The organism is Streptomyces sparsogenes subsp. cuspidosporus (assembly GCF_039532705.1).
In the GTDB taxonomy this organism is placed as follows: Bacteria; Actinomycetota; Actinomycetes; order Streptomycetales; family Streptomycetaceae; genus Streptomyces; species Streptomyces sparsogenes.
This window is the reverse complement of the sequence record NZ_BAAASD010000023.1, coordinates 52660-67512: the sequence shown is the minus strand read 5'-3', so window position 1 is coordinate 67512 and position 14853 is coordinate 52660. Positions and strand designations below refer to the sequence as shown.

The following is a 14853-nucleotide window of genomic DNA, read 5'->3' as shown; positions in this document are numbered from 1 at the left end:
CGTAGCTCCCTCATGCCCCGCGAGGAGACCCGTGCACCCCACCCGCAAGGCGGTCGCGACCGCCGCCGCGCTCCTGGCCGTGGCGGCCGTCGCCGGCTGCGACCCGGATTCCGACACCGGCGCGTCCAAGGCAGGCTCCACGAAGGCCGGCTGTCCCTCCGTCGTGGCCAAGGCCAAGCGGGCCGTCGCCACGGCCGAGGACGTGGACGCCCCCTGGTCCGGGCCCACCACCGGGCCGAAGGCGGTGCGGGGCAAGACGATCGCCTTCATCGCCCACACCCTGGCCAACCCCGGTCCCGCCGGGGTCGCCCAGGGCGTCGAGGAGGCCGCCAAGGTCGTCGGCTGGCACGTGCGGACCATCAATGGCAAGGGCACCACCGCGGGCGTCAAGGACGCCTTCGAGCAGGCCTTCGCCCTGAAGCCGGACGGCATCGTGATCAGCGGCTTCGGCCCCGAGATCGCCGCCAAGGAGCTCCGCCGGGCGAACGCGGCCGGCATCCCGGTGATCGGCTGGCACGCCACCGCCACGCCCGGGCCCAGCGAGGACCCGAAGCTCTTCAGCAACATCACGACCCGGGTGGAGGACGTCGCGAGGATCAGCGCCGACTGGATCATCGCCGGCTCCAACGGCCACGCGGGTGTGGTGGTGTTCACCGACACCACGTCCTCGTTCCCCAAGCACAAGTCGGAGCTGATCAAGAAGGAGCTGGCCACCTGCTCCGGCGTCAGGCTGCTGGCGTACGAGAACGTCCCCATCCCCGAGGCCAACCGACGCTCCGTGAAGGAGGTCTCCTCGCTGCTGAAACGCTTCGGCGACCAGTGGACCCACTCGGTGGCCATCAACGACCTGTACTTCCGCCACGCCGCCCCCGCCCTGCGCGCCGCGGGCAAGGACGGCGACGGCGCCCCGTACAACATCGGCGCCGGCGACGGCGACCCGTCGGCCTTCGAGCGCGTCAACGGCAAGCAGTTCCAGGCCGCGACCGTGCCCGAACCGCTCTCCGAGCAGGGCTGGCAGATCGTCGACGAGTTCAACCGCGCCTTCGCCGGCGAGCCGGCCAGCGGATACGTCGCCCCGGTCCACATCACCACCGCCGCCAACAGCGGTGGCGCGCTGTCCTGGGAGTCCGAGGGCTACCGCCAGGCCTACCGCAAGATCTGGGACCGCTGACCAGTCCGCGGCACGGCCCTTCTCAACCACGCCGGTCATTGCCACCATTCGTCCATGAGTGACAACGGGGGCACGGCGGGCGGCACGGCGTACGAGACGCGATACGGGTGGGACCGCAGGACCAGGATCACGGTGGCCGCCGCGGCCGTCTTCACGGTGACGTGCCTGGTGTCGCCGGTCATGCCCCTGTACGCGCGGCTGCCGGGCCTGCTGCTGTTCGGTGGCGGTGGGCTGGTCATGGCGTACGGCGCCGCAAGCGGCAAGGTGGCGTTACGCGTCGACGAGACGGGTGTGCTGTTCGGCGGGCACCCTCTCCGGTACCGGGCCGGCACGGCCCAGGTGCCCTGGCAGGACATCACGGCCGTCGTCCTGTGGCGGCAGCATTCGGCGGCCTCGATTCCGTGGGTCGGTGTGGCGCGTCGGCCGGGCGCGCCGCCGCTGCCCGGCGCGCGGCAGGGGCGGGCCGGGCGGGCCGTGGTGCGCGCCCTCGTCCCGCACCTGCCCGCCGACGTCACGCTGGCCTCGCGGCCGGTGAGCGGCTGGCGCCTCGACAAGGCATGCCTGAGCGACGCCGTGGCCCGCTTCGCTCCGGGCACCCCGGTGGTGGACCAGGGTTAGTCAGGTCTTTTCTGACGCGCTCCCCCGGTCAGACCCCGTAGCCGGCCATGGGCGGGGCGTACGACGGCGGGACGGGGCCGAGTTGCACGCCGGGGGCCAGTCCGAGGGCGACCAGGGCGTCGGGGAGCCCGCGGCCGGTACGGGCGCGCTCCCAGGTGCCGGGGAGGGCCAGGGGGCGGCAGCTCGCGGCGATGATCTCGAAGAGGCGCTGCACCCGGCCGGGTCCGCGGGGCGGCAACTGGCCGCGGAAGTCCTCGTGGTGGGCGAGGACGAGGGCGGCGAGCCCGGCGACGTGGGCCGAGGCCGGGCCGGTGCCGTCCAGCGCCGCGCAGCCGCCGCGCGGCGCGCAGGACAGGACGGCCACGCCGGGGGCGACCGCGTCGACCTCGGGGCCGTACGCGCTGAACCGCGCGGCGAACAGGCCGTCGGGGGTCAGCGGCGGGCCCGCGTGGGTGGCCTGGGAGGTGTCGGGCGGGTACGAGCCGAAGGCGCCCAGCGCGCCGACGGTGAAGACGGTGGGCAGCGAGCCCGGGAAGGCGACCGGGCCGCCGGTGTCGCCCGCGGGGGCGACGCAGGCCACGCCGGCGGCGTGGGCGTCGGCGAGCTTGCGCGCGACCAGTTCGGAGGAGTACGGGGTGGCCACCGCGATGTGCGCGATGTCGACCTCGGCCTCGACGCAGTGGTCGAGGGCGGCGATCAGATCGCTGAAGTGGCCGCCGGGCAGCACCTGGCAGGCCTCGATCCGGGCGTCGAGGGCGATGCCGGTGACGCCGGGTCCGGTGTCGGACGCGGCGATCACGCCCGCCGCGTGGGTGCCGGTGCCGAGCACGTCATGGGCCCAGCCCCGTTCCGCCCCGCCCAGCAGGTCCGTCCCGGAGCGCACCCGGTCCTTGAGGTCGGGGTGGTCGGCGTCGACGCCGGAGCCGATGACCGCGACCTTCACGCCGAAGCCGCGGAACGTGGGCGGCAGCCGGTCGAGGCGCATGGCCTGCTGGCCCCAGCCGTACTGCTGACGCTCCTCGAGTCCCGGGTACACCTTGGCCAGCGGGGTGAGGGTGACCAGGTTCTCCTGGGTGGCCGACAGGTCCGGGCGGTGGATCCAGCGGTCGAGATAGCCACCGGCGGGGCGGACGTACAGGGCCTGGACGGACCGGGCCGTCTCGGTGGCGGGGACCAGGGTGACCGTGCCGTCGGCGCCGGTGATGCCCTGGACCGGCCAGGACGTCCCGATGAGGAACACCCCGGCCCCGGCCAGCGGCTCCTCGTCCGGGCCGCACACCCGCAGCCGGATCTCCACGGGCGTCTCCAGCGGGGCGACCAGACCGGGGTCGGCCGGGGGCGGCATCCCCACCGCCGGCCCGGCGCCCGCGCCCGCGCCCGCTCCGGCCCAGACCCCGGCCGCGGCACCGACCCCGGCCCCAGCCCCTGTCCCGGTCAGCGGCAGGTCCGGCTCCACGTGGACGTGGACCGAGCGCATGGCAGGCACCTGGCCCTCCGCCGCCTCGACCACCGCGATCTCCGGACAGGAGGCGGGCGGCCCCGCCGAGTCCAGCTTCCCCGAGGGCCGCAGCCGGCGGATCACCGCGACCTCCGGCATCCGGCCCAGCCGCTCGCACACCGCGTCCATGTCGAGCGCGGTCACGCCCGGGGGCAGCAGGTGCTGGGGCAGCGGGGTGACCAAGTAGCGCTCGCGGCGCGGCCGCACCGCGAGCGGGCGCCGCGCGTTCTTCTTGCGCGGCGCCTCGCCCCGGGCCGCGTCCGCGCGGCCGGACTCCCCCGTGCCCCCCGTTTCGCCGTCCGTGTCGTTCTCGGGCCTGTTCTTGAGCATCACGTCCACCTTCACCACGCCAACGTCGTCCTTGCGCTCCTGCTGCGGCGACCGGGGCCGCGCTCCCCCGGTGATGCGCCGTGCTCCCACGGTGATGCGGTGTGCTCGGGAACCGTTCCGGGCACACCGCACACGCGTCGACCGGGGCGTCAGCCCATCAGGCCGGAGCCGAGGCCGGGCTGTTGGTACTGCTGGTACGGCTGCTGACCGGACATGCCCATCTGCCCCGTGCCCGGCTGGCCCATCCCCATGGGGCCCATGCCGGGCTGGCCCATGCCCATGTGCCCCATCCCCATCTGACCCATCCCGGGCTGGCCCATGCCCATCTGGCCCATGCCGGGCTGGCCCTGCTGCTGGATGAGCGTCGCGATCGCCATCGGCAGGGCCAGCTGCACGGCCTGCTCGACCGCCTGGCGGATCCCGCTGTGCAGCGAGTAGTTCAGCGCCATGGCCAGGTACGGGTGCGCGTGCTGCCCCATGCCCTGCTGGTTGATCTGCTGGAACTGCTGCACGGTGTGCTGCATGCGCTGCGCGATCTGCTGGCTCGCCTGCTGGCAGGCCTGCTGCATCGCCTGCTGCACGATCTGGCCGATTTGCTGCTGCCCCATCTGGGGGCCGGTCTGCTGCAGGGGTTGGGCGCCAGTCATCACCGACATGGATCCTCCACACGACGACATCGACGAGGAAGGGCACAGGGGCGACACGCCCCGCATGCCCTATTTGTTACATTTACGCTAAGTCGGTGTCAGGGGCGCCGCCATCGGAGTACGGCCGTCAGCGCTCCAACACCGCCAGGGCCGCGCGCACCTGGGCCAGCGGCTCCTCCCCCACCGGGCGCAGCACGACCGTCTCCGCGCCCGCCTCCCACAGCTCCCGGACCCGCCCGGCCGCGGTGGCCGCGTCCCCCGCCGCGAGGAACACCTCGTCGCGCGGGACGCCGAGCCATCCGGAGTACTCGTCGCGCACGGGCGCGGTGGCCGTCGCGATGTGCCGGGGGTCGTCGGCCACGCACAGGTGGGTGAAGACGATCAGCTCGTGGGCGCGGGCGGCCCCGGCGGCGGCGCGGCCCTTCCCGATGTGGCCGAGCGCGGCGGCGACCGCCTCCGGGCCCTGGCCCTCGGCCATGACCGTGCCGTCGGCGGCGCGGCCGGAGAGCTCCAGGGAGCGGGGGCGTACCACGCCGGAGACGACCGGCGGGGCCTCGGCGGGCAGGTGGACCAGGCGTACGCCGTCGATGTGCACCGTACGGCCGTCGAAGGTGGTCGTCTCGCCGCGCAGCAGCCCGCGCACCACCGTGATCGTCTCTTCGAGCAGCGCGAGCGGGGTCGGGGACGCGGCGCCGACCTGGGCCATCCACGGCTGCGCGCCGTGCCCGACGCCCGCGACGAGGCGGCCGGGGAACACCCGGGCGAGAGTGGCCAGTTCCATGGCGAGCAGCGCCGGGTTGCGCAGCGGCGCCGGGGCGATCCCGATGCCGACCCGCAGCCGCTCGGTGGCCCCCAGCGCGAGCGCCGCCGAGCCGATCGAACCGGCCCAGCCCAGGTCCTCCACGACCCACAGGTCGTCCGCCCCGGACTCCTCCACCGCCCGGGCGTACCCCACGAGTTCCTCGGGCCTGCGGTCCCTGTCGAACATCACGCCGACGCGGCGGCGGGGCGCGGTGTCGTCGGTCACCGAGTCGTTCACCGGCTCGTTCACCAGCTCGTTGGTCATCGCGCCAATGTACGGGCCGGCGGAAGCGCCGGAGAAGGGGCGACGGAGGCCGTGGGGACTGTCCGACTCCCCCGCTACCGTGGCCGGATGGAATGGACTGAGCGCGTGCGCACGCTGCGGCAGTGGTCGCAGAACGGGGAGCGGGCGCCGCACAAGCCGCTGCTCATGCTGTACGCGCTGGGCCGGTTCCAGCGCGCCCCGGGCGAGGCGCTCCGCTTCACCGACGTCGAGGCGGATCTCAAGCGGCTGTTGGCGGAGTACGGGCCCCGGCGCGACACCAGCGCCGGGTATCCGTTCCACCACCTGGCGAACGACGGGGTGTGGGAGGTGCGCACCGGCAGCGGCGAGGGCAGCCCCGGCCCGGCGCTGGGCCTGCTGCGCGCCAGCGGCGCGGCCGGGCGGCTCGCGCCCGGCCTGCGCGAGGCGCTGACCGCCGACCCCGAGCTGCTCGGCCGCCTCGCCCAGCTCCTCCTCGACCAGCACTTCGCGCCCTCCCTCCACTCCGACCTCGCCGACGCCGTCGGGCTGGACCTGACCGGGGGCGCGGGGGCGCGCGGCACCCGCCGGATACGCCATGGGGCCGCCGAGATGCGCGAGCGGGTGCTGGACGCGTACGAGAACCGCTGCGCTTTCTGCGGGTTCGACGGGGCGCTCGGCGGCCCGGGCGCCGGGAGGGGCCGGCCCGCGCCGGTGGGCCTGGAGGCCGCGCATGTGCGGTGGTGGGCCTTCGCGGGCCCGGACGACCTCGGCAACGGGCTGTGTCTGTGCTCCCTCCACCACAAGCTCTTCGACAAGGGCGTGCTGGGCCTCGACGGGCAGCGGAGGATCCTGGTGTCGCGGCACTTCACCGGCCGCAGCGAGGCCGCCCACACCTATGTGCTGCGGCTCGGGGGGCGGCCGGTGCTCGGGCCCCGGGCGGGCAGCGCGCCGGTGGCCGAGGAGCACATCGACTGGCACACGGCGCAGGTCTTCCGCGGCAAGCCGCGCGTACCCGCCGGGGGGTGAGGGCTGGAGGGTGAGGGTTTACGACGCCGGGGCCGCCGGCCCCGCGCGGTCCTCCGGGTCCCCGGCGTAGCCCTCCGGGTCGGCGGCGCGCAGCTTCCTGGCCCGCTCGGTGGGGTCGTAGCCGGGCCCGACGCCCTCGACCAGGATCAGGTCTCCCTCGATGTGGTCCGTGCGCAGCCGCAGGATCTCCTGGTAGGCGGGCGACTCGTACCAGGCGCGGGCCTCCGCCGGGCCGGGGAACTCGATCAGGACCACGCTCCCCGGCCAGGAGCCCTCCACCACCTCCAGCTCCGCGGTGTGGATGACGAAGCGTCCGCCGTAGGGGTCGAGCGTGGCCTGGATCCGCTCCAGGTACTCGATGATGTCGGGGTGCGGGCTGCGGCTGCGCAGATGGGCGAGTCCGAAGGCGCGGGGCATGGCTCCTCCAGGGGGCGGGCGGGTCGGTCGGTTGGGGGTGCGCCCGGGTGCCCGTCCAGGCTGTCGCGGGCGGGGCGCGGTGTCGATTACCTGTGGGGTAAGGGCCGTGGGAGGTGCGGGCCGTGGGAGGTGAGGGCCCGCGTCTGCGGATCCGCTCGCCTGGGATCATGCACACGTGTTCACGGTCACCGGCGAGTTCGAGATCCATCTGACGGTCGGCCCCGTCGCGGGGAGGGCGGACGCCTCCTCCCCGTACCGCGCGCTGGAGCGGTACGCGGCGGGGCGCGGCTGGAAGTTCGCGCACATCGTCCTCGACCGCGGCCGGGTGCCCTCCCAGCCGATGCTGACCCTGCGCGCCGACGGCGCGCTGTCGGCGGCCCGTTCCGCCGCCGAGGCGGCCGCCGCCGGGCTGGCCGGCGCGGGCTTCCCCGTCGTACGGACGAAGATCGAGGCGGCGCCGTGGGCGGCGGGGGTGCCCGCGTCCGACGAGGACGGCCGGGCGCTCGGCCCCCGCTACTACTTCGAGCACCACGTCAAGCTGCTGCTGGACACCCCCGGGGCGGCGCCCGCGCTCGCCGGGCTCGCCGCCGCCCACTCCGCCCATCTGTCCCGCAACGCCCGCCGGGTGCGCCCCGACGGGCGGGCCGAGCGCTTCCTCACCCAGCGCTGCCGGCTGGTCGGCCGCGACACGGCGGGCCGCCGGCTGGAGGCGCTGACGGCCGCGCTGCGGGCGGGCGGCGGGGGCGGCCCGGAAATCCTCTCGGTGGAGCGGGAGTTCGTCGTGTATGACAGCGACGAGAGCCTGGACGCGGGCTGGATGGCCGAGGAGGGGGCAGCGCGATGACAGAGTCGACACCATCGGCATCGGCGGAGTCATCTGGTGGGGCGGAGTCACCTGACACGTCGGGGGCACCTGACACGTCGGGGGCACCTGACACGTCGGAATCGACGGCATCGGCATGGACGGCGTTCGGCTACGGCCCGTGGCCGGAGGACGGCACCATCCCCCAGGAGGAGCTGGACGCGGCGACCGCCGCGCGCATGCGGCTGCCCACGTCGCTGCGGCCCGTCCTCGGCGAAGGCGTTCTGCAGCGCCCGGTGTTCGACCCGTCGATGGCCCACCACGTGCGGGCGATGCGGGCCGGCGAGCCGCAGTTCGAGGACGCGGAGGCCGGCCGCCGCTGGTACGCGGCCCGCCGCCGCGCCACGGACCTCGTCCTGGCCGCCGTCGCGGACTCGCCCTGGGCCGACCATCTGGTGCTGCGCGGCAGCGTGCTGCTGAAGGCCTGGTACGGCAAGGCGGCGCGCGAGCCGGGCGACCTCGACTTCGTCGTGGTCCCCGACTCCTGGCAGCTGGAGGACGAGCGCACGGACCGGATGATCGAGGGCATCGCGCGCGCCGCCGACCTCCGCTCCCGGCGCGCGGGCGGTCCGGTCCGCGTCGACTCCCGGGGCGCGGTCAGCGACCAGATCTGGACGTACGACCGCGTCCCCGGGCGGCGTCTGGTGATCCCGTGGACGCCCGGCGAGGACGGGGTGCCGTCCGGCACGGTCCAGCTCGACTTCGTCTTCAACGAGCGGCTGCCCGCGCCCTCCGCCCCCACCGCCATCCCCCGCTACGCCGGCCCGGACGCTCCCGAGGAGAGCGCCGAGCCCCCGATCCGGCTCCACGCGGCGACGCCCGGGCTCTCCCTCGCCTGGAAGATCCTGTGGCTGATCACGGACATGCACCCGGAGGGCAAGGACCTGTACGACGCCGTGCTGCTGGCCGAGTCCACCGAGCTGCCCTTCGAGCTGCTGCGCCGGGTGTTCGAGGGCGTCGAGGGCGGCTACTACGAGCGGAATCCGGTGCTCCTGGAGTGGATCGGGAGCGTCGAGGCGGACTGGTTCGAGTTCCGGAAGGACTATCCGCACATCAAGGGCGGCCACGGCGAATACCGCACCCGCCTCGTCAAGGCCCTCGCCCCCACCTTCGCGGCCCTCGACGACGGCAGCGGCGAGCCCGCCGAATACCTGGAGCGGGCGGCCTGGCTGGCCGGGTGGACGCGGGACTGCGGGCGGCTGCTGGCGGACTCCGGCATGGAGGCGCTCCAGGAGCACCTGGTCGATCGGTACGTGGCCGCGAAGAACGCCATCGTGATCACGCGCGAGCTGCTGGGCCGCGCCGATTGCGGGATCGTGGACGCGGCCGAGATCGTGTACGAGTACCGGTCCTTCAGCCGCAAGTCGTACCAGCTGCGGGAGGTGCTCGGCGACCCGGTCGAGGCGGCGCGGCAGCTCGCCGGCGAGCGGTGACCGCGCGGCGAGCCCGTGGTGGGTTTGCGGTGAGTACGGGACGGCGACACGCCGTGGCGTCGGCGTGTCGCCGTCCCGTACTCACCGCGAATCCGGCCCCCGCCGCTACGCCCCCACGATCGTGGTCAGGAACTCGCCTGTCCACGCCAGCAGCTCCCGCCCCACCAGCGGCTTCCCGCCGATCCTGGCCGTCGCCGGCCGGGGCACCAGCACCTGCTTGGTGGCGGGCTTGATCACCGACCGCGGATACAGCCGCTTGAGCCTCAGCTCCTGCGACTCGCGCAGCTCGACCGGCCCGAAGCGGATGTTGGAGCCCTGCAGCGTGATGTCGCCGACCCCGCAGGCCCGCGCCAGCAGCCGCAGCCCCGCGACCAGCAGCAGATTCTCCACCGGCTCCGGCAGCTTGCCGTAGCGGTCGGTGAGCTCCTCGCGGACGGCGCGGATGTCCTCCTCGTTCGACGCCGAGGCGATCGCCCGGTACGCCTGGAGGCGCAGCCGCTCGCCCGGCGCGTAGTCGTGCGGGACGTGCGCGTCGACCGGCAGCTCGATCTTGACCTCCAGCGGGGCCTCCTCCGGCTCCCCGCCCGCCTCCAGCGAGGCGCGGTAGTCGGCGACGGCCTCGCCCACCATGCGCACGTACAGGTCGAAGCCGACCCCCGCGATATGGCCGGACTGCTCGCCGCCGAGCAGATTGCCCGCGCCACGGATCTCCAGGTCCTTCATCGCCACATACATGCCCGCGCCCATCTCGGTGTGCTGGGCGATGGTGGCCAGGCGCTCGTGGGCGGTCTCCGTCAGGGGCTTCTCGGGCGGGTAGAGAAAGTACGCGTAGCCGCGCTCGCGCCCCCGGCCGACGCGGCCGCGCAGCTGGTGGAGCTGGGAGAGGCCGAAGTTGTCGCCGCGCTCGACGATCAGCGTGTTGGCGTTGGAGATGTCGATGCCGGACTCGACGATCGTCGTCGAGACGAGCACATCGAACTTCTTCTCCCAGAAGTCGACGACGACCTGCTCCAGCGCGCTCTCCGACATCTGGCCGTGCGCGGTGGCGATCCGCGCCTCGGGGACGATCTCGCGCAGCCGCGCCGCCGCCCGGTCGATGGACTCGACGCGGTTGTGGATGTAGAAGACCTGGCCCTCGCGCAGCAGCTCGCGCCGGATCGCCGCGCCGATCTGCTTCTCCTCGTACGGGCCGACGAAGGTGAGCACCGGGTGGCGCTCCTCCGGCGGGGTGGTGATCGTGGACATCTCGCGGATGCCGGTGACCGCCATCTCCAGGGTGCGCGGGATGGGAGTGGCGGACATGGTCAGCACGTCCACGTTGGCCCGGAGCTTCTTCAGCTGCTCCTTGTGCTCGACGCCGAAGCGCTGCTCCTCGTCCACGATGACCAGGCCCAGGTCCTTGAACTTGGTCTCGGAGGAGAAGAGGCGGTGGGTGCCGATGACCACGTCGACCGAGCCCTCCCGCAGCCCCTCCAGGACCGCCTTCGCCTCGGTGTCGGTCTGGAAGCGGGACAGCGCCTTGACGACCACGGGGAACTGTCCGTACCGCTCGGTGAAGGTGCCGAAGTGCTGCTGCACCAGCAGCGTGGTCGGCACCAGCACCGCGACCTGCTTGCCGTCCTGGACCGCCTTGAAGGCCGCCCGCACCGCGATCTCGGTCTTGCCGTAGCCGACGTCGCCGCAGATCAGCCGGTCCATCGGGACCGACTTCTCCATGTCCTCCTTGACCTCGCTGATGGTGGTCAGCTGGTCGGGGGTCTCCGCGTACGGGAAGGCGTCCTCCAGCTCCCGCTGCCAGGGGGTGTCGGCCCCGAAGGCGTGGCCGGGCGCGGCCATGCGGGCGGAGTACAGCTTGATCAGGTCGGCCGCGATCTCCTTGACGGCCTTCTTGGCGCGCGCCTTGGTCTTCGTCCAGTCGGCGCCGCCCAGGCGGTGCAGGGTCGGGGCCTCGCCGCCCACGTACTTGGTGATCTGCTCCAGCTGGTCGGTCGGCACGAACAGCCGGTCGCCGGGCTGGCCGCGCTTGGCGGGCGCGTACTCGACGACCAGGTACTCGCGGGTGGCGCCCTGGACGGTGCGCTGCACCATCTCGATGTAGCGGCCGACGCCGTGCTGCTCGTGGACGATGAAGTCGCCCGCCTGGAGGGTCAGCGGGTCGATGGTCTTGCGCCGCCGGGCCGGCATCCGGGCCGCGTCCTTGCCCGCCGCCTTCTGCCCGGACAGGTCGGTCTCGGTCAGCACGGCCAGCCTGAGGCCCGGGTCCACGAAGCCGTACTCGATCGAGCCGCAGGCCACATGCACCACGGACGGCTTGATCTCGGTCAGGTCGCCGTCCAGCCGCGCCGCGATGCCCTCGCCGCCGAGCACCTCGACGGTGCGGGAGGCCGGGCCGTGGCCCTCCGTCACGTACACCGTGCGCCAGCCGTCGGCCAGCCATCCCTTGGTGTCGGCGAGCGCGCGGGCGGTGTCGCCCCGGTAGGTCTCGGGGGCGCGCATGCCCAGCTTGAGCGTGTCCTCCTCGACATCCTCGTCGGTGGCCGCGAACGGGCTCACCGACCACCACATCATGCCCAGCTCGCGCGCCCGGTCCCGGACGTCGGCGATGCCCCACAGCGAGGCGGCGCCCACGTCGATCGGGGCCTCCCCTCCCCCGGCCGTGGCCGCCCAGGACGCCTGGAGGAACTCCTGGCTCGTCGCCACCAGGTCCGCCGCCCTGGTCCGCACCCGCTCCGGGTCGCACACCACGGCCATGCTGCCCGCCGGCATCACGTCCAGCAGCAGCTCCATGTCGTCCACCAGCACGGGCGCGAGCGACTCCATGCCCTCGACCGCGATCCCCTCGGCGATCTTGCCCAGCAGCTCGCCGAGCTCCGGGTGCTCCTCGGCCAGCGCCGCGGCCCGCTCCCGCACCTCCTCGGTCAGCAGCAGCTCACGGCAGGGTGGGGCCCACAGCCCGTGCTCGGCCACCTCCAGCGACCGCTGGTCGGCGACCTTGAAATAGCGGATCTCCTCGACATCGTCGCCCCAGAACTCGATCCGCAGCGGATGCTCCTCGGTCGGCGGGAAGACATCCAGGATCCCGCCGCGCACCGCGAACTCGCCGCGCTTCTCGACCAGCTCCACCCGGGAGTACGCGGCGGCCGCCAGGCCGTCGACCACCTCCTGGAGATCGGCGCTCTGCCCCGACCGCAGACTGACCGGCTCCAGGTCCCCCAACCCCTTGACCTGCGGCTGAAGCACGGACCGCACCGGCGCGACCACCACGGACACCGGCCCTGCCGCCGGGTCGTCCGCACTCGGGTGCGCCAGCCGCCGCAGCACGGCCAGCCGCCGGCCGACCGTGTCCGACCTCGGCGACAGCCGCTCGTGCGGCAGCGTCTCCCAGGACGGGTACTCCACCACCCCGTCCGGCGGCAGCAGCGAGCGCAGCGCGGCGGCCAGATCCTCGGCCTCCCGCCCCGTCGCGGTCACCGCCAGCACCGGCCGCCCGGCGGAGCGCGCCAGCGCGGCGACGGCGAAGGGGCGGGCGGCGGGCGGGCCGACCAGGTCGACGTGGTGGCGCCCGCCGGACGCGGCGGCCTGGACCGCCTCGGCGAGCGCGGGGTCCCGTACGACGGCGTCGAGCAGACCGGTGAGGCTCATAAGGGGCTAATTCCATCCCGGAGGCGAACAACGCGAAGGGCCCGACACGTGACACGGGCCGGGGGTCTTCCAGAGTACGGCCCCCCGCCGACAACGTCCGCCGGGTCCGCCGTACCCCGGAGTGCCCCCGCGCCCCCGCGCCGCGCCCTTCGCGGTCCTCGTCGTGGTCCTCGTCCCGGGAGGCGGGCGGGTTCAGTGGCCGGAGGTCGCCTTGAGCCCCACCACGGCGACCAGCAGCAGTGCCACGAAGAAGATCCGGGCCGCCGTCGCGGGCTCCCCCAGCACGACCATGCCGAGCACCGCCGCCCCGGCCGCCCCGATGCCCACCCAGACGCCGTAGGCGGTGCCGATGGGCAGGGTCCTGCTGGCGTAGGAGAGCAGCAGCATGCTGGCGACGATGCCCGCACCGGTGAACACGCTGGGGACGAGCCGGGTGAAGCCGTCGGTGTACTTCATCCCCACGGACCAGCCGACCTCGAGCAGACCGGCGACGACGAGCAGAACCCAGGCCATGACAGGCACCTCCGAAACACGGGCTTACGGTGGTGCGTCGTCTTTGCCTGCATCCCGGTACGGCGCGTCTCGTCGGGCCCTGCCACTGTAACAAGGGCGGCGTCGGGCCTCCTCCCTCCTGCCCGTCCCCGACCGCGCCGGTCAAGCGCCGGGGAGTCGGTGGCGAAGGAGAGACTGACCGCCAAGCCCTGACCCTGTCGGCACCCACCTCCTTTCGGGTGAAGGAGGCAGCGGGTCATGGCGAGGGGCCGGGTTTCGAAGTACTTTCAAAGTCATGGCAACTGAGAACGCCGCCGTGAATTTCTCCGAGCTGGTGAACAAGAACAAGCAGACGCTGGCCCGGCTCAAGGAGTCGCCCCGGCTGCTCCTGCACCGCAGAGACGGGGAGGACCTGGTCCTCACCACAGCGGCACGGGCCGAGCAGGACCAGACCGTCGTGTCGGCCGCCACCCGCATGCTCACCGCGATGGCACACCGGGAGCCCGGCAGCATGGAGCTGCTTCTGGACATACTGCCGGACGCTTTCCCCTGGGTCCGCTTCCTGCCCGAGGCCGACGTGCACGCCTTTGCTGTCGAACTGGTCGACACCATGAGAGCTGCCGACTCCGTCGGCAACAGTGCTTCGGTGGCTCAGCTGCTCATCGCATGGCAGCACACCGCCGAGGCCTACTCCGACCCCGAGCTGCTGGCCGCACTGACCAGGGACCACGGCGAGGACTACGGCGCGGCACCGGACCCACGGGACATCGCGTGAGCGCGGGCCGCGGTGACCGGGCCGCGCCACCGGCGCCGCAGGGCCACTGGGAGGTCCGCTTCGCGGACGCGGCCTCGGCCAAGGGTTGGGAAAGCCTCGCACAACAGGCACGCGAGAACACCTACCGCGCGTGGATCATCATGCGCACCGGCCCCAGGCCGGTCGCCGAGACATCCCGGCACCATCGGCTGAAGGGTGGTCTGGCGCACGGCACCCATCGGGGGCGGACCTGTGAGCAGTGGCAGCTCGAAGTGACCGGTGGAGGACGGATCTGGTACCTCCTGGACACCGCTCGTGAGACCTGCTGGATCACTTTCGCGGGGACAGGGCATCCTCGCGCCACGGATCACCGCTGAACCCCGCCCGGCTTCACCCAGGGCAGAACGCCGCTCCCTTCCCCCCGCGCCCCGGATCCCTAGGCTGAACGGGTGAGCACTCATGCGCCGAACGAAGCCCGCGTCATACCCCTGCGTCCGCAGACCGCGCCGCCCCGTTCCGGTGGGGCGGCCCCCGCCCCGGAGCGGCCGACGGGAGCCCCACGGACACCCGTGCCGAGGGAGCCCCTGTGGCGCGACCTCGTCGGCGATGTGCTGCGGCGCGAGCGGCTCGCCCAGGAGCGCACGCTCAAGGACGTCGCGGAGGCGGCCCGGATCTCGATGCCGTACCTGTCGGAGCTGGAGCGCGGACGCAAGGAGGCCTCCTCGGAGGTGCTCGCGGCCGCCGCCCAGGCCCTCGGGCTGGGCCTCGGCGACCTGCTCTCGCTCGCCCAGAACGAGCTGGCCCGGCACGCCAGGAGCCGGGTGGGGCGGGGCCGCACGTCGCCCACGGCCCAGTACGACGGCCTCTGCCTCGCCGCCTGACCGAACCGACGGTTCGTACGACGGCCTGGACGGCGGC

14 protein-coding genes and 1 riboswitch are annotated in these 14853 nt (G+C 73.6%); of the genes, 8 read left to right on the top strand and 6 right to left on the bottom strand.

Features of this window, described 5'->3' with window-relative positions:
- The first annotated feature begins 31 nt into the window (after positions 1 to 31).
- Positions 32 to 1171, top strand: coding sequence for a substrate-binding domain-containing protein (locus ABFY07_RS24920; protein ID WP_346176624.1), 1140 nt, complete (start codon positions 32 to 34; stop codon positions 1169 to 1171).
- Between the two features lie 54 nt (positions 1172 to 1225).
- Entirely contained in the window at positions 1226 to 1789 is a 564-nt protein-coding gene (locus tag ABFY07_RS24915) for a hypothetical protein (RefSeq protein ID WP_346176623.1), read from the top strand.
- A gap of 28 nt (positions 1790 to 1817) precedes the next feature.
- On the opposite strand, the gene ABFY07_RS24910 is transcribed toward ABFY07_RS24915, so the two are convergent.
- From ABFY07_RS24910 to ABFY07_RS24900, 3 genes are all read right to left on the bottom strand, one after another.
- A complete protein-coding gene (locus tag ABFY07_RS24910) occupies positions 1818 to 3617 on the bottom strand; it encodes a S8 family serine peptidase (RefSeq protein WP_346176622.1) in 1800 nt (599 codons plus the stop codon).
- A gap of 149 nt (positions 3618 to 3766) precedes the next feature.
- A complete protein-coding gene (locus ABFY07_RS24905; RefSeq protein WP_346176621.1) occupies positions 3767 to 4273 on the bottom strand; it encodes a hypothetical protein in 507 nt (168 codons plus the stop codon).
- Between the two features lie 118 nt (positions 4274 to 4391).
- Positions 4392 to 5252: an LLM class flavin-dependent oxidoreductase gene (locus tag ABFY07_RS24900; RefSeq protein WP_346176669.1), complete on the bottom strand. Its 861-nt coding sequence runs from the start codon at positions 5250 to 5252 to the stop codon at positions 4392 to 4394.
- 165 nt (positions 5253 to 5417) lie between these two features.
- Between ABFY07_RS24900 and ABFY07_RS24895 the strand changes: the two genes are divergently transcribed.
- Complete coding sequence (locus tag ABFY07_RS24895) at positions 5418 to 6335, top strand: phosphorothioated DNA-binding restriction endonuclease (protein ID WP_346176620.1); 918 nt, start codon at positions 5418 to 5420, stop codon at positions 6333 to 6335.
- An 18-nt stretch (positions 6336 to 6353) separates the two neighbouring features.
- Here ABFY07_RS24895 and ABFY07_RS24890 read toward each other — a convergent pair whose 3' ends face one another.
- A complete protein-coding gene (locus ABFY07_RS24890; protein ID WP_346176619.1) occupies positions 6354 to 6752 on the bottom strand; it encodes a DUF1330 domain-containing protein in 399 nt (132 codons plus the stop codon).
- A 175-nt stretch (positions 6753 to 6927) separates the two neighbouring features.
- On the opposite strand from ABFY07_RS24890, the gene ABFY07_RS24885 reads away from it, so the two are divergent.
- Together ABFY07_RS24885 and ABFY07_RS24880 are read left to right on the top strand one after the other, a co-directional pair.
- Complete coding sequence (locus ABFY07_RS24885) at positions 6928 to 7596, top strand: hypothetical protein (protein WP_346176618.1); 669 nt, start codon at positions 6928 to 6930, stop codon at positions 7594 to 7596.
- A 197-nt stretch (positions 7597 to 7793) separates the two neighbouring features.
- Entirely contained in the window at positions 7794 to 9047 is a 1254-nt protein-coding gene (locus ABFY07_RS24880; protein WP_346176617.1) for a nucleotidyl transferase AbiEii/AbiGii toxin family protein, read from the top strand.
- A gap of 105 nt (positions 9048 to 9152) precedes the next feature.
- Here the strand turns inward: ABFY07_RS24880 and mfd are convergent, their stop codons facing one another.
- Positions 9153 to 12689 (bottom strand): transcription-repair coupling factor, encoded by a 3537-nt coding sequence (mfd, locus tag ABFY07_RS24875; protein ID WP_346176616.1) that lies wholly within the window; start codon positions 12687 to 12689, stop codon positions 9153 to 9155.
- 192 nt (positions 12690 to 12881) lie between these two features.
- A complete protein-coding gene (gene sugE, locus ABFY07_RS24870; RefSeq protein ID WP_065963719.1) occupies positions 12882 to 13202 on the bottom strand; it encodes a quaternary ammonium compound efflux SMR transporter SugE in 321 nt (106 codons plus the stop codon).
- A gap of 31 nt (positions 13203 to 13233) precedes the next feature.
- A riboswitch (guanidine-III (ykkC-III) riboswitch) is annotated at positions 13234 to 13303 on the bottom strand.
- A 173-nt stretch (positions 13304 to 13476) separates the two neighbouring features.
- Here sugE and ABFY07_RS24865 point away from each other — a divergent pair.
- The 3 genes from ABFY07_RS24865 (at position 13477) to ABFY07_RS24855 (ending at position 14816) form a co-directional block, all read left to right on the top strand.
- Positions 13477 to 13956 carry a hypothetical protein gene (locus ABFY07_RS24865; protein ID WP_346176615.1) on the top strand — a complete coding sequence of 160 codons (480 nt, stop codon included), beginning with the start codon at positions 13477 to 13479 and terminating at the stop codon, positions 13954 to 13956.
- Positions 13953 to 14312: a hypothetical protein gene (locus ABFY07_RS24860; protein WP_346176614.1), complete on the top strand. Its 360-nt coding sequence runs from the start codon at positions 13953 to 13955 to the stop codon at positions 14310 to 14312. The genes ABFY07_RS24865 and ABFY07_RS24860 overlap by 4 nt, the downstream gene beginning before the upstream one ends.
- A gap of 72 nt (positions 14313 to 14384) precedes the next feature.
- Positions 14385 to 14816, top strand: a complete 432-nt coding sequence (locus ABFY07_RS24855; RefSeq protein ID WP_346176613.1) for a helix-turn-helix domain-containing protein — start codon at positions 14385 to 14387, stop codon at positions 14814 to 14816.
- Positions 14817 to 14853 lie beyond the last annotated feature (37 nt).

Bases quoted from the DNA above. Each gene is read 5' to 3' on its own strand.
- sugE (WP_065963719.1), bottom strand. From the start codon at position 13,202: ATGGCCTGGGTTCTGCTCGTCGTCGCCGGTCTGCTCGAGGTCGGCTGG.
- ABFY07_RS24900 (WP_346176669.1), bottom strand. From the start codon at position 5,252: ATGTTCGACAGGGACCGCAGGCCCGAGGAACTCGTGGGGTACGCCCGG.
- mfd (WP_346176616.1), bottom strand. From the start codon at position 12,689: ATGAGCCTCACCGGTCTGCTCGACGCCGTCGTACGGGACCCCGCGCTC.
- ABFY07_RS24880 (WP_346176617.1), top strand. From the start codon at position 7,794: ATGCGGCTGCCCACGTCGCTGCGGCCCGTCCTCGGCGAAGGCGTTCTG.
- ABFY07_RS24905 (WP_346176621.1), bottom strand. From the start codon at position 4,273: ATGTCGGTGATGACTGGCGCCCAACCCCTGCAGCAGACCGGCCCCCAG.
- ABFY07_RS24910 (WP_346176622.1), bottom strand. From the start codon at position 3,617: ATGCTCAAGAACAGGCCCGAGAACGACACGGACGGCGAAACGGGGGGC.
- ABFY07_RS24895 (WP_346176620.1), top strand. From the start codon at position 5,418: ATGGAATGGACTGAGCGCGTGCGCACGCTGCGGCAGTGGTCGCAGAAC.
- ABFY07_RS24915 (WP_346176623.1), top strand. From the start codon at position 1,226: ATGAGTGACAACGGGGGCACGGCGGGCGGCACGGCGTACGAGACGCGA.
- ABFY07_RS24865 (WP_346176615.1), top strand. From the start codon at position 13,477: ATGGCAACTGAGAACGCCGCCGTGAATTTCTCCGAGCTGGTGAACAAG.
- ABFY07_RS24890 (WP_346176619.1), bottom strand. From the start codon at position 6,752: ATGCCCCGCGCCTTCGGACTCGCCCATCTGCGCAGCCGCAGCCCGCAC.